This window comes from Delftia sp. BGA-UO-ETr-SB1 (genome assembly GCF_059567865.1).
The window spans coordinates 1,250,712-1,270,277 of the sequence record NZ_JCAQOW010000005.1 but is presented as its reverse complement, the minus strand read 5'-3'; the positions used below and the strand labels follow the sequence as shown (position 1 = coordinate 1,270,277).

The 19,566-nt window shown below is 69.0% G+C and carries 19 protein-coding genes; 9 read left to right on the top strand and 10 right to left on the bottom strand.

The window, feature by feature from the left end; translation table 11 throughout:
• Positions 1–101: 101 nt before the first annotated feature.
• Positions 102–743: a response regulator transcription factor gene (locus AC57B5_RS15920; RefSeq protein WP_013804314.1), complete on the bottom strand. Its 642-nt coding sequence runs from the start codon at positions 741–743 to the stop codon at positions 102–104.
• Complete coding sequence (locus AC57B5_RS15915) at positions 740–2,317, bottom strand: sensor histidine kinase (protein WP_496399897.1); 1,578 nt, start codon at positions 2,315–2,317, stop codon at positions 740–742. Before AC57B5_RS15915 ends, AC57B5_RS15920 begins: the two co-directional genes overlap by 4 nt.
• A gap of 73 nt (positions 2,318–2,390) precedes the next feature.
• Between AC57B5_RS15915 and AC57B5_RS15910 the strand changes: the two genes are divergently transcribed.
• From AC57B5_RS15910 to AC57B5_RS15900, 3 genes are all read left to right on the top strand, one after another.
• Positions 2,391–3,377 (top strand): cation diffusion facilitator family transporter, encoded by a 987-nt coding sequence (locus AC57B5_RS15910; RefSeq protein ID WP_180318173.1) that lies wholly within the window; start codon positions 2,391–2,393, stop codon positions 3,375–3,377.
• Complete coding sequence (gene dtd, locus AC57B5_RS15905; protein WP_012203138.1) at positions 3,374–3,844, top strand: D-aminoacyl-tRNA deacylase; 471 nt, start codon at positions 3,374–3,376, stop codon at positions 3,842–3,844. The genes AC57B5_RS15910 and dtd overlap by 4 nt, the downstream gene beginning before the upstream one ends.
• A 122-nt stretch (positions 3,845–3,966) precedes the next feature.
• Positions 3,967–5,742: a dipeptidase gene (locus AC57B5_RS15900; protein WP_496399896.1), complete on the top strand. Its 1,776-nt coding sequence runs from the start codon at positions 3,967–3,969 to the stop codon at positions 5,740–5,742.
• A gap of 126 nt (positions 5,743–5,868) precedes the next feature.
• On the opposite strand, the gene AC57B5_RS15895 is transcribed toward AC57B5_RS15900, so the two are convergent.
• Complete coding sequence (locus tag AC57B5_RS15895) at positions 5,869–6,234, bottom strand: hypothetical protein (RefSeq protein WP_496399895.1); 366 nt, start codon at positions 6,232–6,234, stop codon at positions 5,869–5,871.
• A 156-nt stretch (positions 6,235–6,390) separates the two neighbouring features.
• On the opposite strand from AC57B5_RS15895, the gene AC57B5_RS15890 reads away from it, so the two are divergent.
• Positions 6,391–6,756: an Arc family DNA-binding protein gene (locus tag AC57B5_RS15890; RefSeq protein ID WP_496399894.1), complete on the top strand. Its 366-nt coding sequence runs from the start codon at positions 6,391–6,393 to the stop codon at positions 6,754–6,756.
• 10 nt (positions 6,757–6,766) lie between these two features.
• Here the strand turns inward: AC57B5_RS15890 and AC57B5_RS15885 are convergent, their stop codons facing one another.
• Positions 6,767–7,525, bottom strand: coding sequence for a sulfite exporter TauE/SafE family protein (locus AC57B5_RS15885; RefSeq protein WP_012203149.1), 759 nt, complete (start codon positions 7,523–7,525; stop codon positions 6,767–6,769).
• A 190-nt stretch (positions 7,526–7,715) separates the two neighbouring features.
• The gene (locus tag AC57B5_RS15880) at positions 7,716–8,660 is read right to left on the bottom strand and encodes a LysR family transcriptional regulator (protein WP_099734737.1); all 945 of its coding nucleotides are present in this window, start codon (positions 8,658–8,660) and stop codon (positions 7,716–7,718) included.
• A 118-nt stretch (positions 8,661–8,778) separates the two neighbouring features.
• Here AC57B5_RS15880 and AC57B5_RS15875 point away from each other — a divergent pair, with 118 nt between their 5' ends.
• Genes AC57B5_RS15875 through acuI form a run of 3 tightly spaced genes read left to right on the top strand, consistent with a single transcriptional unit; the run spans position 8,779 to position 12,057 of the window.
• Positions 8,779–9,750: a tripartite tricarboxylate transporter substrate binding protein gene (locus tag AC57B5_RS15875; RefSeq protein WP_013804299.1), complete on the top strand. Its 972-nt coding sequence runs from the start codon at positions 8,779–8,781 to the stop codon at positions 9,748–9,750.
• Positions 9,751–9,772: 22 nt separating this feature from the next.
• Entirely contained in the window at positions 9,773–11,029 is a 1,257-nt protein-coding gene (locus AC57B5_RS15870) for a CaiB/BaiF CoA transferase family protein (RefSeq protein ID WP_496399893.1), read from the top strand.
• Between the two features lie 41 nt (positions 11,030–11,070).
• Positions 11,071–12,057, top strand: coding sequence for an acrylyl-CoA reductase (NADPH) (gene acuI / locus AC57B5_RS15865; RefSeq protein WP_012203153.1), 987 nt, complete (start codon positions 11,071–11,073; stop codon positions 12,055–12,057).
• 14 nt (positions 12,058–12,071) lie between these two features.
• Here acuI and ybeY read toward each other — a convergent pair whose 3' ends face one another.
• On the bottom strand, positions 12,072–12,530 hold the full coding sequence (ybeY, locus tag AC57B5_RS15860) for an rRNA maturation RNase YbeY (protein ID WP_012203154.1): 459 nt from the start codon (positions 12,528–12,530) through the stop codon (positions 12,072–12,074).
• 70 nt (positions 12,531–12,600) lie between these two features.
• Positions 12,601–13,572 (bottom strand): PhoH family protein, encoded by a 972-nt coding sequence (locus AC57B5_RS15855; protein ID WP_012203155.1) that lies wholly within the window; start codon positions 13,570–13,572, stop codon positions 12,601–12,603.
• 125 nt (positions 13,573–13,697) lie between these two features.
• Between AC57B5_RS15855 and ruvA the strand changes: the two genes are divergently transcribed.
• Both ruvA and ruvB read left to right on the top strand, forming a co-directional pair.
• Positions 13,698–14,270, top strand: a complete 573-nt coding sequence (gene ruvA, locus AC57B5_RS15850; RefSeq protein ID WP_012203156.1) for a Holliday junction branch migration protein RuvA — start codon at positions 13,698–13,700, stop codon at positions 14,268–14,270.
• A 7-nt stretch (positions 14,271–14,277) separates the two neighbouring features.
• Positions 14,278–15,363 (top strand): Holliday junction branch migration DNA helicase RuvB, encoded by a 1,086-nt coding sequence (gene ruvB / locus AC57B5_RS15845; protein WP_496399892.1) that lies wholly within the window; start codon positions 14,278–14,280, stop codon positions 15,361–15,363.
• 109 nt (positions 15,364–15,472) lie between these two features.
• Here the strand turns inward: ruvB and AC57B5_RS15840 are convergent, their stop codons facing one another.
• The 3 genes from AC57B5_RS15840 to AC57B5_RS15830 are packed head-to-tail and all read right to left on the bottom strand — an operon-like array spanning position 15,473 to position 19,429.
• Positions 15,473–16,189 (bottom strand): MgtC/SapB family protein, encoded by a 717-nt coding sequence (locus AC57B5_RS15840; RefSeq protein ID WP_012203158.1) that lies wholly within the window; start codon positions 16,187–16,189, stop codon positions 15,473–15,475.
• 51 nt (positions 16,190–16,240) lie between these two features.
• On the bottom strand, positions 16,241–19,000 hold the full coding sequence (mgtA, locus tag AC57B5_RS15835; RefSeq protein WP_496399891.1) for a magnesium-translocating P-type ATPase: 2,760 nt from the start codon (positions 18,998–19,000) through the stop codon (positions 16,241–16,243).
• Positions 19,001–19,018: 18 nt separating this feature from the next.
• Complete coding sequence (locus tag AC57B5_RS15830) at positions 19,019–19,429, bottom strand: hypothetical protein (RefSeq protein WP_043780774.1); 411 nt, start codon at positions 19,427–19,429, stop codon at positions 19,019–19,021.
• Positions 19,430–19,566 lie beyond the last annotated feature (137 nt).

Here is a 19,566-nt window from a genome sequence, read left to right as displayed (position 1 = left end):
TGTAGAAAATGCCGTCGCCGCGCACCATTCGGACGGCTACGCGCGGCGCTGCGTAGAAATACGGAGAAGCCAGGCGCGCTGCTGGGCGAGGAGGTGGCGCCTCAGGCGCCTGCCGCCGTGTCCGCCAGGCTGGCGTAGCGGCGTATGAGCTGGGCCAGGCTGGGCGCCTCCAGCTTGGCGAAGAGGTTGGCCCGGTGCGTTTCCACCGTGCGCGGCGACAGCTCCAGGCTGCGGCCTATCTCCTTGTTGGTCAGGCCCTGCACGATCAGCGCCAGCACCTCGCGCTCGCGTGCCGAGAGCTGGGCGAAGCGCTGCTGCGCATCGCGGTCGGCCTGCTGGCGTTCGCGCGACTGCACATGCTGGCGCACGGCGCCTTGCAGCGCGTCGATCAGCACTTCGTCGTCCACGGGCTTTTCCAGGAACTCGGCCGCGCCGGCCTTGAAGGCGCGCCGGCACATGTCCACCGTGCCATGGCCGGTGAGCATGATCACGGGCTGGTCCACGCCCTGCTCCACCAGCCGGCCCAGCAGGGCCAGTCCGCCGATGCCGGGCATGCGCACGTCCATCACGATGGCGCCTATGCCCTGGCGGTCCAGCCCTTCGAGAAAGGCCAGCGGATCGGCCCAGCACTGCACGCGCAGGCCCACGGTACCGATCAGCAAGGCCAGGCTGTCGCGCACGGCCTCGTCGTCATCGACCAGATGGATCAGCGGGGACAGGTCTTGGGCAGGCGCGGCGGTCATGGGTTCGGTGGTGGTGGTGTGGATGCGGTGGGGGCAGCGCGTGCCGTGGATGCATTGGCGCATGCATTGGCGCATGCACTGGCGCACGCCGCAGGCAGCAGCAGCTCGAAGCGGGCTCCGCTGCCCGGTCCCGAGGCGGCCAGCTCCAGGCTGCCGCCCATGGATTCGGCCAGGCTCTGGCTCAACGTCAGGCCCAGGCCCAGCCCCTGGGCGCGGCCCGTGGCAAACGGGGTGAACAGGCGCTGGCGCATCTCGGGCGCCACGCCGGGTCCGCTGTCTTGCACCGCCACCAGCAGGCGGGTGTCGCGTCGTTCCAGCTCCACCCGCAGATGGCGTGTTGCGGGCGGCTGCTCGTGCATGGCCTGCAGCGCATTGACCAGCAGGTTGTGCAGTATCTGCTGCACGGCCACGGGGTCGGCCTGGGCGGCGGGCAGATCGGCGGCCTGCACTTTCATCTGCACCTTGACCTGGACCTGGCGGCGCCGCAGCTCGGGCTCCAGCAGATAAAGCGCTTCGGCAACGGCCTGGTTCAGATCCAGCGGCTCGGCCTGGGGCGCAAGCCCCGGTTGCTCCACCAGGCGGCGCAGCCGGCCTACCACGGCGGACGCACGCTTGGCCTGCTCGGCCGCCTGCGTCATGGCCTGGCGGGCGGCGTCCATCTCGGGCGGGTCCTCGGCCAGCAGGCGGCGCGCGGCCTGGCTGTTGGACAGCACGGCCGTCAGCGGCTGGTTCAGCTCATGCGCCATGCCGGCGGCCAGTTCGCCCAGCGTATTGAGCCGTGCCACCTGGCCCAGCTGCAGCAACTGCTCGGCGCGGCGGCGGGCCACGCGCTGGCGCAGCAGGGCGCGCAGCGCGGCCACGGCCAGCGCGCAGCCCAAGGCCCAGCCCAGCATGGCCGTCCAGGGCAGTACCGAGGCGTCCAGCGGCTGGCGCAGGTACAGCACCAGCGGCTGGCTGGGTGAGGCCAGGGTCTTGCTCACCTCCCAGGACCATGTGTTCCAGCCTGGCGAGCCGGTGCTGCCTGGCTGGATCAGGAATTCCTGCCCGCCCAGGGCCAGCCAGGCGCGCACCGGGCTGGTGGCCGGTGGCATGGGCCATTCGTCGGCGGGAATGGTGGAGCGCAGGTCCAGCAGCAATGCATAGCTGGCCGGCAGCCCGGCCTGCACCAGGTACAGGCGGCCCCGGGCCAGATCGGCCAGGGCCAGTTCGGCATGGCCGCTGGCCTGGGAGCGGCGCTCGGCCTCGGCCATGCCGTGCGGCCAGGGCTCGGGCCAGGACTCGCCTGCGGCGGCCGAGCGGCGCGCCACATCCAGCACCTGCGGATACAGGCGCGGCAACTGCTTCCACGAGGCCTGGTCGGGCGCGGGCTGGCGCGGCTGCAGCAGCGCCAGCGTGCCCAGGATGGCATCGTGCTGCACCATGCGCTGGCTCAGCAGCCGGTGGGCAATGCGGGCATCGGTATCGAAGACCTCGCGCAGCGACTGCAGGCGCCCATGCGCCAGCCAGGCCGCGCCGCAGCCTGCGGCCACGGCCCAGGCCAGCACCCACCCCGCTGATCGCTGCCATCCATTCATGGCGCGGATTCTGGCATGCGGCCCGCGCAGGCAGTGGTCTAATCCGCAGCACCCCCACCTACCGCAGCGCAGCATGGCCGAGTCCACTCCATCTACCGCCAACGCACCCGACTGGATGGCGCCGCACAGCCTGCTGCGCATCTCGGTGGTCGTGGCGCTGCTGACCATCGTGCTCAAGACCCTGGCCTGGTGGCTCACGGGCTCGGTGGGCCTGCTGTCGGACGCGCTCGAATCCTTCGTCAACCTGGCCGGTGCCGTGTTCGCCCTGACCATGGTCACCATCGCCAAGCGGCCGGCCGACACCGATCATCCCTATGGCCACCACAAGGCCGAGTACTTCTCTGCGGGCTTCGAGGGCATCCTGGTCATCGGCGCCAGCCTGGCCATCGCCTGGGCGGCGCTGGCGCGGCTGTGGAACCCGCAGCCGCTGGAGCAATTGGGCTGGGGCCTGGCGCTGTCCGTGGTCAGCTCGGCCCTCAACGGGCTGCTGGCCGTGGCCATGCTGCGCTCGGCGCGCCAGCACCGCTCCATGGCGCTGGAGGGGGATGCCCGCCACCTGCTCACCGATGTCTGGACCTCGGCCGGCGTCGTCATCGGCCTGATCGGCGCATCGCTCACGGGCTGGCTGTGGCTGGATGCGGCCGTGGCCATCGGCGTGGCGCTCAACATCTGCGTGCAGGGCGCGCAACTGGTCTGGCAATCTTCCCAGGGCCTGATGGACCAGGCGCTGGACGCGCCCGAGCGCCTGCGCATCGACGCCGTTCTGGACCGCCATGCGCACCGCGAGCAGGGCGTGGTCTTCGACAACATCTCCAGCCGGCGCGCCGGCGAGCGCAGCTTTGCCGACCTGCACATGCATGTGCCCGGGGACTGGAGCGTGGCCCGCGCCGCGCGGCTGCGCACCGAGATCGAGGCCGAACTGCTGCAGGCCGTGCCCGGCCTGTATGCGCGCATCGAGCTGCTGCCGCTGGGCATGCAGACCGCCATGGAAGCCGCCATCGAGGCGGCAGGCCAGGCGGACACTCCTTCCCCATCCACCGACAAGAACCCCGAACAATGATCAGCATCCTGCAGCGCGTGAAACAGGCGCGCGTGGAAATCGACGGCCAGGTCGCCGGCAGCATAGGCCCCGGCCTGCTGGCCCTGGTCTGCGCAGAGCGCGGCGACACCGAGGCCGAAGCCGACAAGCTGCTGGCCAAGATGCTCAAGCTGCGCATCTTTGCCGACGACGCGGGCAAGATGAACCGCAGCGTGCAGGACCTGGACGGGCAGGGCGCCTGCGGCGGCCTGCTCATCGTCAGCCAGTTCACGCTGGCGGCCGACACCGGCGGCGGCAACCGCCCCAGCTTCACGCGCGCCGCGCCACCGGCCGAGGGCGAGCGCCTGTATGACTACATCGTGCAGCGGGCGCGCGCCCTGCACCCGGAAGTCGCCACGGGCCGCTTCGGGGCCGACATGCAGGTGCACCTGCTCAACGACGGGCCCGTGACCATTCCGCTGTCGATAGCTCCGGCCACCGCGGCATAGCGCGCCGCAGACCTGCTGTTCTGGGGCGGATTCTGGCGCGATCTGCGAGCACGTCCTGGCCGGAAAAGCCCTGCAAAGCCCGTATTCTTGCGGCCTCAGCATTCATCGACAGACCGACGACCATGAAGAACCATCCGTTCAAAGCCTCCACCCTGGCCCTTGCCATGAGCATGGCCCTGGCGTGGAGCGGCGCGGCCGGCGCCGACACCCTCAGGAAGCCCGCGCTGGACGCGCTGGCCCAGGCGCAGCCGGCACCCACCGACTTCGCCAGCTTCCTGAAGCAGGCCGCAGCCGCGCAGCCTGCCATCGCCCAGGCCGTGCAGCGCCATGCCGCAGGCGCCGCGCTCACGGGGGATGAACTCAACCACATCGCCCGCCTGCTGGGCCTGTACACGCGGCTCACGCAGGAGCAGGCGGTGCTGGCCAGCATCGAGCGCATGGTGGCCCTGCCCACGGTGCGCGATGCCAAGGTGCCGCCCCATGAAAGCCCGGCCATCCTGGCCTTCGGCGAACTGGTACAGCAGATGGCCAGGGACTTCGGCCTGCAGTACCGCAACGTGGACAACCGCATCTTCGAGGCGACCCTGCCTGCGAACACCGCGAGCGCCTCGAACTCGGGCACCGATGAATTCGGCATCCTCACCCATGCAGACGTCGTCCCCGTCGTTCCCGCCGAATGGGTGCTGGACGGCCAGGCCATCGACCCCTTCAAGGTCACGCGCGTGGGCGACAAGCTCTACGGGCGCGGCACCATCGACGACAAGGGCTCCATCGCCACCGTGCTGTTTGCCATGAAGGCCGTCAAGGACAGTGGCCTGCCCCTGTCGCGCGGCATACGCCTCATGATCGAGACCACCGAGGAAACCGGCGGCGACGCCATGAAGTACTACCAGGGCAAGACCACGCTGCCCGCCTACAACATCGTGCTGGACAGCAAGTACCCCGCCGTCGTCGCGGAAAAAGGCTCGGGCGCGCTCAAGGCCGTATTCGACGACGTGAAGGCCGACCCCGCCCAGCCCGCCATCACCGCCATGGCCGGCGCCGCCTCGGCCAACGCCATTGCGCAGACTGCCACCGCCACCATCACGGCCGGCGACGAAGCCGCCATCGAAGCCATCGCCGCACGCCTGCAGGCGGCCAAGGGTGACTTCACCACCAGCTATGCAGGGCAGGGCGGGCCGTTCACCATCGACATCCAGCGCAGCGGCACTGCAGCCACCGTCAAGGTCACGGGCACCTCGGCCCACGGCTCGCGCCCTGAGGAAGGCGTCAACCCCGTGCCGCGCCTGACGCTGTTCCTGCAGCAGGTGCTCATGCCCACCGATGGCGTGGCCCTGGTCCAGCCCAATGCCTACAGCAACGCCCTGCGCTACATCAACGGCGCCTTTGGCCTCGACTACTTCGGCAAGCAGCTGGGCGTTGCCTATGCCGACGACTTCATGGGCCCGCTGACCCTGTCGCCCAACCTCATCAAGGCGGCAGACGGCAAGCTGGAAGTCACCACCAACGTGCGCATGCCGCGCGGCAAGACGCCCGAGCAACTGCGCACCGAAGTCGAGCAACGCATCACCCGCTGGAGCGCGGCCGCCAAGGTCCCCCTGACCCTGCAATACACCCAGGGCAACTGGATGGCGCGCGACCCCAAGGGCGCCTGGCTGTCCACCCTGCTCAACATCTTCGGCGACACCACGGGCCTGGACGCCAAGCCCGTGCCCACGGCCGGCAGCACCACGGCCAAGCTCATGCCCAACGCCATCAACTTCGGCCCCGCCATGCCCGGCAAGAAGTACACGGCGCACAACGCGCTCGAATACAAGGAACTGCCCGACCTGCGCGCCGACATGCAGATGTTCACGGAAATGCTGGTGCGCATCGGGAATCTGAAGCAGATGCAGTGACACTCTCCGGCTATTGAAATGCGAAAGCGCCTTGTGAAAGCAAGGCGCTTTTTTTCATCCACTTCCGCCCAGTCATTCGACACATGAAAGCCGACTGCCCTGGATGCGGCACAGGCCTGCCTGCATTCAGCCCTCCGGACCATGCTCCGCGTATTCCACAAAGGACGGTGCTTCATCAAACAGTTGCAGGAGCAGTTTCAGGTGCCGGGCGTAGAGGCTCTGTGGCCGGCGGAAGGACTTGGCGGCGAGGGCGATGGCTGCGTGGGCGAGGTACCACTCGTTGTCGAATTCGCTGGCGTCCTCGAATACCTTGTGCCGAATTTGCCGGATGTGGTTCAGCGCCAGGTCTGCGGCCAGGTCCACCTCTACATCCGCGTCATGCCAGTCCATGTCGGCACAGCGTGTTTCGATCAGGGCAACCAGCCCCATCTCTGCGCGGGCAATGGACAGGGCGATCATTTGCTGCATGGTGGGCCAGGCAGCGGTGTCCATCGTGCAGGGCTTGTTCGTTGAGTGCCGTGACGCAGCCATATCGATTCCTTTGTCGTCGCTTCAATGACTCGGGCTTTCTATGCACGATCTATGCACTCAATATTCTATGCACTGTGCATAGAAAATGGCAAGTGTGTTCCATGGCAAAGTGCGCGGATGGCACGCGACGACCCAACCATCTACATGCGTATCCCTCAGGAGCTGAAGGATCTGCTGGATGCCGCTTCCGAAGAGAACCGGCGCTCAATGACTGCTGAGGTCGTGGCTCGGCTACAGCAGACCTTTGCGGCGCCGCGCGTTTCGGGCATGGACAGCGATAGTTCGCAAATGAATCTGGATACCCGCGTCGGTGACGAAACGCTGGAAACCGTGAAGCGTATCGAAGAGCGGTTGCAATCGCTTGCGCAAGCCCTGGCCCTGCCACAGAGCGGCTCTCAGCCAGCCACGGATGCGGCGACGCCGGAAAAATCCACAGGCAAGCGCGTATCGAAGTCAGCGCAGAGTGCTGCGCCGAAGAAGTAGCTTTCAGGCCTCACTGCCTCCAGAAAAACACCCCCGCCATCACCAGCCCCGTCAGCACGATGCCCGCGCGCAGCCATTCGGGCGGGATGCGGCGCGCCAGGCGGGCGCCGCCGTAGCCGCCTGCGGTGGCGGCAATCATCATGACCAGGGCCTGCTCCCACTGCACGACGCCGCCGGCCGCATAGATGGCGACGGCAATGGCCGTGAGCAGAGCGGAGACCAGGTTCTTCATGCCGTTCATGGCATGCAGCCTTGTCTGGCCCAGCAGGCCGAACAGGGCCAGCAGCAGGATGCCCAGGCCGCCGTTGAAGTAGCCGCCGTAGATGGCCACGGCCAGCATGCCGGCGCCGGCCTTCAGGGGCGATGCATGGGCGGCATGCTCGGCGCTGCCGCGTGATGCCATGCGCCTGAGCTGGGGCGCGAAGGCGAACATGGCGGTGGCGGCCAGCAGCAGCCAGGGGACGACCTTGCGGAACAGGTGGTCGGGCGTGACCAGCAGCAGGGCCGCGCCCAGCGAGCCGCCGATGAGCGACAGCACGATCACGCCGCGCATGCCCAGGCCGGGCGGCGGCTCCATGTCCTGCCGGAAGCCCCAGGCACCGGCCATGTAGCCGGGCAGCAGGGCGACGGTGCCGGTGGCATTGGCGGCCACGGGCGGCACTCCGGTGAAGACCAGGGCGGGCAGGGTGAGGAAGCTGCCGCCCCCGGCAACGGCATTGAGCGCGCCGGCCACGAAGGCGGCGCTCATGAGCAGTGCGATGTCCCACATGGGTGTTGTCTCCTCCTGGAGCCGGGCATCGGCAGGCCGCCGTGGCCTTGCGCGGCCAGGCCGGTGTTATAGGTCGAGGCCGATCTTAGTGCCGGACCATCGGGCGGGCTGTCGCACCGGCATGGCGGCGGGGTCAGGGCTGCTTTGCGCAAAAGGACAGGATCGCGCCGGCGTGGCGGCCACCGGGCGACTAGGGCGGCTCCACCACCGGGCCGGGCAGGCCCAGCGTGGCGCGCAGCAGTGCGACGCGTGGGTTGGCGACGGCGCTGCGGTAGATCAGCGCCACGGGGCCCATGGAGATGGCGGGTGTGACATGCACCCTGCGCACCCCCAGCGACCGGGGCGAGGCCTGCAGCGTGGAGTCGGGCACGGCGCTGAGCCCCAGGCCGGCCCGGACCAGTTGCAGGTTGGTGAAGGGGCTGGTGGATTCGATGACGGGCGTGGGCGCGATCACGCCTTCGCGGCGGAACACCTCTTCCATCATGCGGCGCAGCATGGAGCTGCGCGTGGGCAGGATCCATCGCTGGCGCGCCAGCTCCTCCCAGCGGTTGCTGCGCGCGTGGCCTGCAGGGTGGTCCGGCGGGGCGATGACGGTGAAGCCGGTGTCGAACAGTTTTTCGTAGCGCAGCGGCTGGCCTGCAGCCTCGGGCAGTTCGGTGGGGTAGCTGGTGATGAGGGCGTCGAGCTCGCCGTCCAGCAGGCATTGCACAAGCAAAGGCACGCGCTCTTCCTTGAGCTGTACACGCACATGGGGCTGCTGTGCGGCCAGGTCCGCCAGTACTCCGGGCAGGTAGCCCTGTGCCACGAAGGGCGGGGTGCCGATGCGCAGCAAGGTGATGGCGGGTTGCTGGGCGGTCTCGCTGCCCAGATGGCGCAGCTCGGCCAGCAGCATGGCCGCGCCGCGGATGGCGATCTCGCCCTGGGCCGTGGGTTCGAGCCCGCGCGCATTGCGCAGGAACAGCGTCACGCCGAAGGCCGCCTCGATCTCGCCCAGGGCCTTGCTCAGCGCGGGCTGGGTCAAATGCATGAGGCCGGCGGCGGCACGCAGGCTGCCTCCCTGGTGCAGGGCCAGCAGGAGCTGCAGGTGCTTGAAGCGCAGCCGCGACAGCAGGCGTTGCGGGTCGAAGTCGTGCATGTTCCCGGGGGTGGAGTGATTACCGGAGGTTTGCCATCCATCCAAACATATCACTATTGGAAATGGGCCTGCCGTTCTATCGTGACCCCACGACGACAAGCGACAAGGAGACAGGACCATGGACAGACGCGTCTTTCTGGCAGGCAGCCTGGCGGCTGCCGCGCTTCCGCTGGTGCGGGCCAGCGATTTTCCGAGCCGGCCGGTGCGGGTGATTTCCCCGTATGCGGCGGGCGGGGGGCCTGATGTGCAATTGCGCCAGGCCGGCCCGGTGCTGGGGGAGATCCTGGGACAGTCCATCGTGATCGAGAACAAGGTGGGCGCGGCCGGCGTGCTGGCCGCGCAGTATGTGGCGCAGCAGCCCGCCGATGGCTACACCTGCCTGATGGGCTCCAACACCCACCTGATCCAGAAGCTGCTGCAGCCGGGCCTGCGCTTCGACCCCATCGGCGACTTCACGCCCGTCAGCAACCTGGCCTCGTCGCCCACGGTGCTGGTGGTGCGTGCCGATGCGCCCTGGCGCACGGCCCGGGAGCTGATCGCGGGGCTGAAGGCCCAGCCGGCGCAGGCCAACTACGGCTCGGGCGGCATAGGCACTTCGGCCCATCTGGCGGGCGCCACGCTGGCCTCGCTGGCGGGCCTGCAGGTCACGCACATACCGCTCAAGGGATCGGTGGAGATTGCGGCATCGCTGATCCGCGGGGATACGCAGTATGCGTTTCCGGTGGCGGGCACCGGCATCCCCCAGGTGCAGGGCGGCAAGCTGCGGGCCCTGGCGGTGACCAGCCGCAAGCGCCTGGCGCAGCTGCCCGAGGTGCCCACGCTGCAGGAGGTGCTGGGCAGCGAGCTGGCGGTGCAGGAGTCCTGGTTCGGGCTGTGGGCTCCGGCCAGGACGCCCCCTGCCGTGGTCGAGCGCCTGCACGCCGCCGTGCGCCAGGCCGCCGCCCAGCCAGCGCTGCGCGCCTCGTTCGAGGCTGTCGGCAACGAGGCCACGGCCAGCGCTTCGCCGCAGGCCTTCGCCGATTTCGTGCGCAGCGAGAACCGCAAGTGGGCCGCCATCATCGAGCTGGCCGGCATCACCGCCAACAGTTGAACCAGGGAAAGGCAAGACGGGTATGGACAAGCCGCTGCAAGGAGTGCGCGTCATCGACATGTCGCACGTGATCGCGGGGCCGCTGGCCTCGCACTACCTGGCCCAGCTCGGGGCCGAGGTCATCAAGGTCGAGCCCACGCGTGGCGAGGTCATGCGCAACAGCCGGGCGCCCGGCGAGCCCGGGGGTGGCATGCCTTCGGGCTTCGTGGCGCTCAATGCGGGAAAGCGTTCGCTGGCGGTGGACATCCGCCAGCCCGAGGGCGCGGACATCGTGCGTGCCCTGGCGCGCACGGCCGATGTGTTCATCGAGAACTTCCGCCCCGGCGTGGTGGCGCGCCACGGCCTGGGCTACGAGGACATCCGGGCGGTGCGTCCCGACGTGGTGTACTGCTCCATCTCGGGCTTTGGCCAGCAGGGCGAGTGGGCCGGGCGGGGCGCCTATGACCATGTGGTGCAGGCGCTCACGGGCATGATGATGATGGCGGGGGGCGACGAGGAAGCGCCGCCTGTGAAGGTGGGCTTTCCCGTGATCGACGTGGCGGTGGGCATGCTGGGGGCGCTGTCGGTCACGGCGGCCCTGCACCAGCGCAACGCACGGGCGCCTGGCGAGCGGCGCAGCCAGCACATCGATGCCTCCATGCTGCAGGCCTCGCTGATGCTGATGTACCCGCATGCCTGTACCTATCTCACCCATGGCGTGGAGCCTCGGCGCGTGGGCAACCGGGGCTATACGGGGAGCCCGGCGGCCGACACCTACCGGTGCGCCGACGGCTGGCTGTCCACGGCCGCCAACACGCCGCAGCAGTTCCGCAGGCTCGCCAGCGTGCTGGAGCTCGATGCCCTGTGCGAGGACGCCACGCTGCTCGACCTCGATGCCTTCAACGCGCCCGAGGGCGGCTTTGTCGCCGCGCGCGATGCGTCCGCGCTGCAGCGCCTGCAGGCATGCCTGGCCGAGGCCTTCGCCGCACGCAGCGCACGGGACATGGAAGCCCGGCTCAACGCCGTGGGCGTGCCTGCCGCCAGGGTGCGGCGCCTGGGTGAATTCCTGGGCGAGGCCCGCGCTGCCGGCACCGTGTCACCTGTGAGCTATGGCGCCGGCGGCGCTGCGGTGGACACTCCGGGGCTGGGGTTCCGGTGGATGGATGCCGAGCCCCTGCCGGGTGCGCCGGCCCCCGTCCTGGGCGATGGCAATCTCGCGCTGCTGCGGGAACTGGGGATGGCGGACGAGGCCATCGCCCGCCTGTGCCGCAGCGGCGTGCTGGGCGCGCCGCAGTCCTGATTGCCTTTGGATTCCTTTGCCACTGCCTTGCTGGAGACCCCATGTTCAAAGCCTTGCTGCTGACCCAACCCGTACCGCGTGAAACCCGTGCCGAGTGTGTGGAGCTGGACGAAGCCAGCCTGCCCGCCGGCGCGGTGCGCGTGGCCGTCTCGCATTCCACGCTCAACTACAAGGATGCACTGGCCATCACGGGGCGCTCGCCCGTGGTGCGCCAGTTCCCCATGGTGCCGGGCATCGACCTGGCCGGCACGGTGCTGGACAGCGAGGACGCGCGTTTCCAGCCCGGCGATGCCGTGCTGCTCAACGGCTGGGGCGTGGGCGAGACCCACTGGGGCGGGCTCGCCCAGCAGGCGCGGGTGAACGGCGACTGGCTGATCCGCCGGCCCGAGGCCTTCAGCGCACGGGATGCCATGGCCATAGGCACGGCCGGCTATACGGCCATGCTGTGCGTGATGGCGCTGCAGGCGCATGGCATCACGCCCTCCAGCGGCCCGGTGCTGGTGACGGGGGCCAACGGCGGCGTGGGCAGCATTGCCGTGGCCCTGCTGTCGCGCCTGGGTTTCGAGGTGCACGCCGGCACCGGGCGGCCCGAACAGGCCGAGCACCTGAAGGCGCTGGGCGCGGCGCGGATCGTGGAGCGCAGCAGCCTGGATGCGCCGGGCAAGCCGCTGCAAAAGGAGGTCTGGGCGGCGGCCGTGGACAGCGTGGGCAGCCATACGCTGGCCAATGTGTGCGCCAGCCTGCGCTACGGCGGATGCGTGGCGGCCTGCGGACTGGCCCAGGGGCTGGACCTGCCGGCTTCCGTGGCACCGTTCATCCTGCGCGGCGTGTCGCTGCTGGGCATAGACAGCGTCTATGCGCCGCAGGCGCGGCGCGAGCAGGCCTGGGCGCGGCTGGCCGCCGAACTGCCGCGCGAGGTGCTGGAGCGCAATACCGAAGAGGCGGGCCTGGCCGATGCGGTTGCGCTGGCGCCCAGGCTGCTTGCCGGCCAGGTGCGCGGCCGGGTCGTCATCGATACGGCGCGCTGAGGCCCGCGCGGGCCCTACTTGGCGTAGGGGTCGGCAAAGCCCAGCTCGACCATGATCTCGGTCTCGTAGGCTTCCATTTCCTCGGCGTCCTGCTCGCTGGTTTCATGGTCCCAGCCCTGGGCATGCAGCGTGCCATGCACCAGCAGGTGGGCGTAGTGCTCCTCCAGCGTCTTGTTCTGCTCGCGCGCCTCGCGCTCGACCACGGGGGCGCACAGCACCAGGTCGGCCATGGCCGTGGGCTCCTGCTGGTAGTCGAAGGTCAGGACGTTGGTGGCGTAGTCCTTTTGCCGGTACTCGCGGTTGAGCTGCTGGCCTTCCTCGGCATCGACGATGCGCACGGTGATTTCGGCATCGACGGCCAGGGCGTGGCGTATCCAGCGCGTGACCTTGCTGCGGGACAGCACGGCGCGGTGGACGGGCGCCTCGGCAAAGCGCGCGAATTGCAGGGACAGTTGCAGTTGGTTCAGGGACATGGGGAAGTGCGTGGGCGTGAGCTTGTGCTTTGGAGCGCCCGTGGGCGGGCGTCTGCTGTGGCTGTCGGGATCAATGCGCGGCAAGGCGCGGTGCGGCACGGCGCGCAGGGGCCTGGCCGCGTGCGTCGTAGGCGTCCACGATGCGGGCCACCAGCGGGTGGCGCACCACGTCGGCGCTGGTGAAGTGGTTGATGGCGATGCCCTTGACGCGCTTCAAGACGCGCTCGGCATCGATCAGGCCGCTCAGGGCGCCCTTGGGCAGGTCGATCTGGCTGACGTCGCCCGTGACCACGGCGCGGGCGCCGAAGCCGATGCGCGTGAGGAACATCTTCATCTGCTCGGGCGTGGTGTTCTGCGCCTCGTCCAGGATGACGAAGGCGTTGTTCAGCGTGCGCCCGCGCATGAAGGCCAGCGGTGCGATCTCCAGCACATTGCGCTCGAAGGCCTTTTGCACCTTCTCGTAGCCCATGAGGTCGTAGAGCGCGTCGTACAGCGGGCGCAGGTAGGGATCGACCTTCTGCGTGAGGTCGCCGGGCAGGAAGCCCAGGCGCTCGCCTGCCTCCACTGCGGGGCGCGTGAGCACGATGCGCTGCACGGCGCTGCGCTCCAGCGCGTCCACGGCGCAGGCCACGGCCAGGTAGGTCTTGCCGGTGCCGGCCGGGCCGATGCCGAAGGTGATGTCGTGGCGGGCGATGTTCTCCAGGTAGGCCGACTGGTTGGCCGTGCGCGCGCGCAGGTCGGGGCGGCGCGTGGACAGCTGGATGGCGTCCTGGGGCTGCTCGATGAGTTCGGTGTCACCGGCCAGCATCAGTTGCAGGGAGTCGTCCAGGATAGGGTCGTCGGCCATCTCGTAGAGGGCCTGCAGCAGCTCCAGTGCGTCGTTGGCCTTGGCCTTGGGGCCGTCGATCTTGAATTGCTCGTGGCGGTGGGCGATCTTGACGCCCATTGCGATCTCGATGGTGCGCAGGTGCGCGTCGGCCGGGCCGCAGACGTGGCTCAACCGGTTGTTGTCGTGGGGTGTGAAGGTGTGGCGCAGGATCACGCGGATAATTCCAGAGATTCCGGGCGGCGGCCAGCGCGAGGGCGTGGTGCCATACCCTGTGAATGGGCCGGCGTTCGGTTGCGGACGGGCATGAAAAGCCGCCCCCAGGGCGGCAAAGGACACCAATGATAGGCAAATTGACAGGAACGCTGCTGGAAAAAAACCCGCCCGAGGTGCTGGTGGACTGCGGCGGCGTGGGCTACGAGGTGCAGGTGCCCATGAGCACCTTCTACAACCTGCCCGCCAGTGGGGCCAAGGTCAGCCTGCTGACGCACTTCGTGGTGCGCGAGGATGCGCAGCTTCTGTACGGCTTTGGCACGCACAGCGAGCGCCAGGCGTTCCGTGAGCTGATCAAGATCACCGGCATCGGCCCGCGCATGGCGCTGTCGGTGCTCAGCGGCATGAGCGTGGAGGACCTGGCCCAGGCCGTGACGCTGCAGGAGGTGGGCCGCCTGGTCAAGGTGCCGGGCATCGGCAAGAAGACGGCCGAGCGCCTGCTGCTGGAGCTCAAGGGCAAGATCGGCGCCGATACGGGCGCGCAGTCGCTGTTCGTGAACAACGATCAGAACGACATCGTGCAGGCGCTGATGGCGCTGGGCTATTCCGACAAGGATGCGGCCGCCGCGCTCAAGAAGCTGCCGCCCGACGTGGGCGTGACCGAAGGCATCAAGCTGGCGCTGAAGGCGCTGGCCAAGTGAGCGGCGCATGAGCATCCATACCGACGATTTCGGGCAGGGCGGCTTTCCGCAGGGGGGCTTTGCGCCCGACAAGGCACCGGACAAGCCGCGCATGATTTCGGCAGCGCCGGTCTCGCGCGGGGAAGAGGCCATGGAGCGCGCGCTGCGCCCCAAGCTGCTGCAGGAGTACGTGGGCCAGGCCAAGGCGCGCGAGCAGCTGGAGATCTTCATCGGCGCGGCCCGCAAGCGCAACGAGGCGCTGGACCATGTGCTGCTGTTCGGCCCGCCGGGCCTGGGCAAGACCACGCTGTCGCACATCATCGCGGCCGAACTGGGCGTGAACCTGCGCCAGACCAGCGGCCCCGTGCTGGAAAAGCCCAAGGACCTGGCGGCGCTGCTGACCAACCTCGAGGCCAACGATGTGCTGTTCATCGACGAGATCCACCGCCTGTCGCCCGTGGTCGAGGAAATCCTCTACCCGGCGCTGGAGGACTACCAGATCGACATCATGATCGGCGAGGGGCCGGCGGCGCGCTCCATCAAGCTGGACCTGCAGCCGTTCACGCTGGTGGGCGCGACCACGCGCGCGGGCATGCTGACCAACCCGCTGCGCGACCGCTTCGGCATCGTGGCGCGGCTGGAGTTCTATACGGCCGAGGAGCTGGCGCGCATCGTGCGGCGCAGTGCAGGCCTGTTGAACGCGCCGATTGACGACGAGGGCGCCTTCGAGATCGCGCGCCGCTCGCGCGGCACGCCGCGCATTGCCAACCGCCTGCTGCGCCGCGTGCGCGACTATGCCGATGTGCGCGGCGACGGCAGCATCACGCGCGAGCTGGCCGACCGCGCGCTGGCCATGCTCGATGTCGATCCCCAGGGTTTCGACATCATGGACCGCAAGCTGCTGGAGGCCGTGGTGCACCGCTTCGACGGCGGCCCCGTCGGCCTGGACAACATCGCGGCCAGCATCGGCGAGGAAGCGGGCACCATCGAGGACGTGATCGAGCCCTACCTGATCCAGCAGGGCTTTTTGCAGCGCACGCCGCGCGGGCGCATGGCGACCCAGGCGGCGTACCGCCATCTCGGGTTGCCGGTGCCGGAAAAAGACACCCCCTGAGCGGCTGTGCCGCTTCCCCCTCTCTCGCTTCGCGGGAGTGGGACGACACCCTCGGTGCGGGGCGGCCCTTCCTCGGTGTCCTAGATCTAGGACTGTGTGATACCCCTACTCATTCCTCCGTGCCGGCGTTCCAGAAGGCCTGCAGCACGCCGGGTAGGGCCTCGATGGCGGCGATCACGCGGTCCAGCTCGTCGGAGTCCACCGAGGTGGCGTAGAGCATGGCCTCGATCTCCGTGTCCTGCGGGCCGAAGGCGTGTGTTTCCACGCCGCGCACGGGGTAGCTGGCGTTCTCCAGCAGCTCCAGCATCTGCTCGCGCACATCGCCCTGGGCGCCGCGGTGGCAGATGGCGTAGACGTAGTAGGTCGACTCCGTGGATTCGTCATCCACCGGGCGGCGGTTGATGCGGTTGACCACGGGGCGCAGCAAGGTGTTGCTGGCCAGCACGAAGAGCGTGGCCAGGCCCGCCTCGGCCACCAGGCTGGCGCCCGCGCAGGCGCCCACGGCGGCCGAGCCCCACAGCGTGGCCGCCGTGTTCAGCCCGGTGATGTTGGCCCCTTCCTTCATGATGGCGCCCGCACCCAGGAAACCCACGCCCGAGACCACGTAGGCCACCACGCGCGTGGCGCCCTCGGCCCCGCCCAGGCGCACGGCCAGGTCCACGAAGACGGCCGCGCCCACGGCGACCAGGGTGTTGGTGCGCAGCCCTGCCGTGCGCTGGCGCACCTGGCGCTCCAGGCCGATGAGGGCGCCGAACACGAAGGCCGTGGTCAGGCTGACGAAGGTGTCCAGCATGGCGCCGGGGTTGAGGTTCTGCAGGGCCTGCATGGGGTTCCGGGCTTTCCTGGTGAATGGGTTGAAGGGGCGTTGAAGGGTGCGTCACTGCCAGCCGTAGCGGCGGATGTAGACGCGCTTGAGCAGCGTCGCCAGGCAAGCGTAGCCCAGCAATATGGCAATCATCCACGGGAAGTAGGCCGCAGGCAGCGCCTGCAGCTTGAAGTAGCCGGCCAGCGGCCCCATCGGCAGGAAGATGCCGGCCGCCATCACGGCCGCCGTGGCCAGCAGCAGCGGCCAGGACGGGCGGCTTTGCAGGAAGGGGATCTTGGGCGTGCGGATCATGTGCACGATCAGCGTCTGCGTGAGCAGCCCGATGACGAACCAGCCCGACTGGAACAGCGTCTGCTGCTCGGGCGTGTTGGCGGCGAAGACGAACCACATCAGCGCGAAGGTCAGGATGTCGAACAGCGAGCTGATGGGCCCGAAGAACACCATGAAGCGGCCCAGGTCGGCCGGGTTCCAGCGCAGCGGCTGGCGCACCAGTTCGTCGTCCACGTTGTCGAAGGGGATGGCGATCTGCGAGAGGTCGTACAGCAGGTTCTGCACCAGCAGGTGCAGCGGCAGCATGGGCAGGAAGGGGATGAAGGCCGAGGCCACCATCACCGAGAACACGTTGCCGAAGTTGGAGCTGGCCGTCATGCGGATGTACTTCAGCATGTTGCTGAAGGTGCGCCGGCCCTCGATCACGCCCTGCTCCAGCACCATCAGGCTTTTTTCCAGCAGGATGATGTCGGCCGCCTCCTTGGCGATGTCCACGGCGCTGTCCACGCTGATGCCGATGTCGGCCGCGCGCAGGGCCGGGGCGTCGTTGATGCCGTCGCCCATGAAGCCGGTGATGTGGCCGTTGGCGCGCAGCGCATGCACGATGCGCTCCTTGTGCAGCGGTGTGAGCCGGGCGAACAGCTGGTGCCGCTCCACGGTCTGGCGCAGCATCTCATCGTTCATGTGCTCGATCTGCGTGCCCAGGATGATGTGGTCTGCAGGCAGCCCCACATCGCGGCAGACCTTGGCGGCCACCAGTTCGTTGTCGCCGGTCAGCAGCTTGACGGCCACGCCGTGCGCGGCCAGGGCGGCCAGCGCCTCGGCCGTGGTTTCCTTCGGTGGGTCCAGGAAGGCGATGTAGCCGATCAGGGTCAGCTCCGACTCGTCGGCCACGCCGTAGTCGCTCTTGTGCGGCGGCACTTCCTTCATGGCCACGGCGACCACGCGCAGGCCCTCGCGGTTGAGTTCGCGCGTCACGCGGCGCACGCGGGCCAGTTGCTCCTCGTCCAGCGGGCGCGTGCCGTTGCCTTCGCGCAGCCGGGTGCAGGTGCCCAGAATCTCCTCGACCGCGCCCTTGCAGATCAGCTCGTGGTGGTGGTTGCGCTCGGCCACCACCACGGACATGCGGCGGCGCTCGAAGTCGAAGGGGATCTCATCGACCTTGCGGTAGTCCTCGGCCACGCGCATCTGGGTGTGCAGCTCCACATGCTCGAGCACGGCATGGTCGAGCAGGTTCTTCAGTCCGGTCTGGTAGTGGCTGTTGAGGTAGGCGAAGCGCAGCGTCTCGTCGCAGGGCTGGCCGAAGGCGTCGGTGTGGCGCTCCAGCACGATGCGGTCCTGGGTCAGCGTGCCGGTCTTGTCGGTGCACAGCACGTCCATGGCACCGAAGTTCTGGATGGCGTCCAGCCGCTTGACCACGACCTTGCGGCGCGACAGCACCACGGCGCCCTTGGCCAGGGTGGAGGTCACGATCATGGGCAGCATCTCGGGCGTCAGGCCCACGGCCACGGACAGCGCGAACAGGAAGGCCTCGGCCCAGTCGCCCTTGGTGTAGCCGTTGATGAACAGCACCACGGGCACCATCACCGCCGCAAAGCGGATCAGCAGCCAGCTGACGCTGTTGACCCCGGTCTCGAAGGCCGTGGGCGCGCGGTCGTTGGAGGTCACCCGCGTGGCAATGGTGCCGAAATAGCTGCGGTTGCCCGTGGCCAGCACCACGGCCAGCGCCGTGCCCGAGACCACGTTGGTGCCCATGAACAGCAGGTTGCTGGCATCCAGCACGCCAGTGCCATTCGATGCACTGGCGTCGGCGCGCTTTTCCACGGGCAGGGATTCGCCGGTCATGGTGGACTGGCTCACGAACAGGTCCTTGGCGCTGAGCACGCGGCAGTCGGCAGGGATCATGTCCCCGGCCGACAGCACCACGAAATCGCCGGGCACGACCTCGCGCAGCGGCACCTCGTAGCGGCGCGCCTGCTGGCCGAAGCCGCTGTGCGGGGCGTCTGCGGAGTCGGCATCTGCCGGCGCCGTGGGGCCGCCATTGCGGCGCAGCACCGTGGCCGTGCTGCTAACCATGGCCTTGAGCCGCGCGGCGGCGCGGTTGGAGCGGCCTTCCTGCACAAAGCGCAGCAGCGTGGACAGCAGCACCATGGAGGCGATGACGACCGTGGCCTTCATGTCCTCGGTGGCGTAGGAGACCACGGCCAGCAGCGTCAGCAGCAGGTTGAAGGGATTGCGGTAGCAGTACCACAGGTGCAGCCAGCCGGGCAGCGGCTTTTCGTGCTCGACCTCGTTGGGGCCGAAACGCGTGAGCGCGGCGCGGGCCTGCTCGCGGGTCAGGCCGTCCTCGCTGGAGCCGGTGCGCGCCAGCACGGCGGCGATGTCATCGCGCGAGGCGCGCAGCAGCTCGCGCGTGAGGGTCGGCGATACCGAGCGCGAGTGGTGCACGGCCGTGCCCGAGGGCAGGGCATTGCGCCGGAACAGCCCCAGGGCGTGGCGGCTGCGCAGAAACGCCTGGAACAGGTGCTTGAGGCTTTTCATGGTGACCTCCCTGGCGGCTCAGGCCTGGCTCGAACGAAGGGTGGCGCGCAGCCAGTGCCAGTTGCGCTGGCAGGCGCACAGCAGGCGGCGGCGCAGCGGCGGGCGGGTCACGGTGGCCGACTGCAGCCATTGGCGCCGCGCATGGGCAGGCAGATGGCGGTAGACCTCGGCGCGCTCCTGCGCCGCCAGCAGGGACAGGACGTCGGCCTGCTGGCGCTGCGTGAGCGCCACGAGGGCATGGGCGAAGAGATCGGGGCCGTGTTGCTGCAGCAGGGCGTGCAGTTGTCCGGTGTGGCGCGCCGCAATGGCGGCTTGCAGGGCCAGCTGCAGGGTGCTGGCGCGGGAGGTGTGGCTGGCGCGCGCGGAGACGGGTGCTGTGGCGGGCGTGGTTGCCGGCGTGGTGCGCAGCGCGGTGATGACGTGTTGCATGGCGGGCTTCTTTCGTTGCGGCCGAAGGAAGCCCGGCACCTATCCGTCAATGGACGTGCGCGGGTCTCCCGGCCGGGGCCTTGGGATGAGGCGGAAGGGCCGCAGGCATGTGCGGCCGGACCGTATCGGAGGGGTCA

Bases quoted from the DNA above. Each gene is read 5' to 3' on its own strand.
- AC57B5_RS15895 (WP_496399895.1), bottom strand. From the start codon at position 6,234: ATGGACACCGCTGCCTGGCCCACCATGCAGCAAATGATCGCCCTGTCC.
- AC57B5_RS15880 (WP_099734737.1), bottom strand. From the start codon at position 8,660: ATGCACGACTTCGACCCGCAACGCCTGCTGTCGCGGCTGCGCTTCAAG.
- ruvA (WP_012203156.1), top strand. From the start codon at position 13,698: ATGATAGGCAAATTGACAGGAACGCTGCTGGAAAAAAACCCGCCCGAG.
- AC57B5_RS15870 (WP_496399893.1), top strand. From the start codon at position 9,773: ATGGACAAGCCGCTGCAAGGAGTGCGCGTCATCGACATGTCGCACGTG.
- ruvB (WP_496399892.1), top strand. From the start codon at position 14,278: ATGAGCATCCATACCGACGATTTCGGGCAGGGCGGCTTTCCGCAGGGG.
- AC57B5_RS15830 (WP_043780774.1), bottom strand. From the start codon at position 19,429: ATGCAACACGTCATCACCGCGCTGCGCACCACGCCGGCAACCACGCCC.
- AC57B5_RS15900 (WP_496399896.1), top strand. From the start codon at position 3,967: ATGAAGAACCATCCGTTCAAAGCCTCCACCCTGGCCCTTGCCATGAGC.
- AC57B5_RS15920 (WP_013804314.1), bottom strand. From the start codon at position 743: ATGACCGCCGCGCCTGCCCAAGACCTGTCCCCGCTGATCCATCTGGTC.
- AC57B5_RS15875 (WP_013804299.1), top strand. From the start codon at position 8,779: ATGGACAGACGCGTCTTTCTGGCAGGCAGCCTGGCGGCTGCCGCGCTT.
- AC57B5_RS15910 (WP_180318173.1), top strand. From the start codon at position 2,391: ATGGCCGAGTCCACTCCATCTACCGCCAACGCACCCGACTGGATGGCG.
- dtd (WP_012203138.1), top strand. From the start codon at position 3,374: ATGATCAGCATCCTGCAGCGCGTGAAACAGGCGCGCGTGGAAATCGAC.
- AC57B5_RS15890 (WP_496399894.1), top strand. From the start codon at position 6,391: ATGGCACGCGACGACCCAACCATCTACATGCGTATCCCTCAGGAGCTG.
- ybeY (WP_012203154.1), bottom strand. From the start codon at position 12,530: ATGTCCCTGAACCAACTGCAACTGTCCCTGCAATTCGCGCGCTTTGCC.
- AC57B5_RS15885 (WP_012203149.1), bottom strand. From the start codon at position 7,525: ATGTGGGACATCGCACTGCTCATGAGCGCCGCCTTCGTGGCCGGCGCG.
- AC57B5_RS15915 (WP_496399897.1), bottom strand. From the start codon at position 2,317: ATGAATGGATGGCAGCGATCAGCGGGGTGGGTGCTGGCCTGGGCCGTG.
- mgtA (WP_496399891.1), bottom strand. From the start codon at position 19,000: ATGAAAAGCCTCAAGCACCTGTTCCAGGCGTTTCTGCGCAGCCGCCAC.
- AC57B5_RS15840 (WP_012203158.1), bottom strand. From the start codon at position 16,189: ATGCAGGCCCTGCAGAACCTCAACCCCGGCGCCATGCTGGACACCTTC.
- acuI (WP_012203153.1), top strand. From the start codon at position 11,071: ATGTTCAAAGCCTTGCTGCTGACCCAACCCGTACCGCGTGAAACCCGT.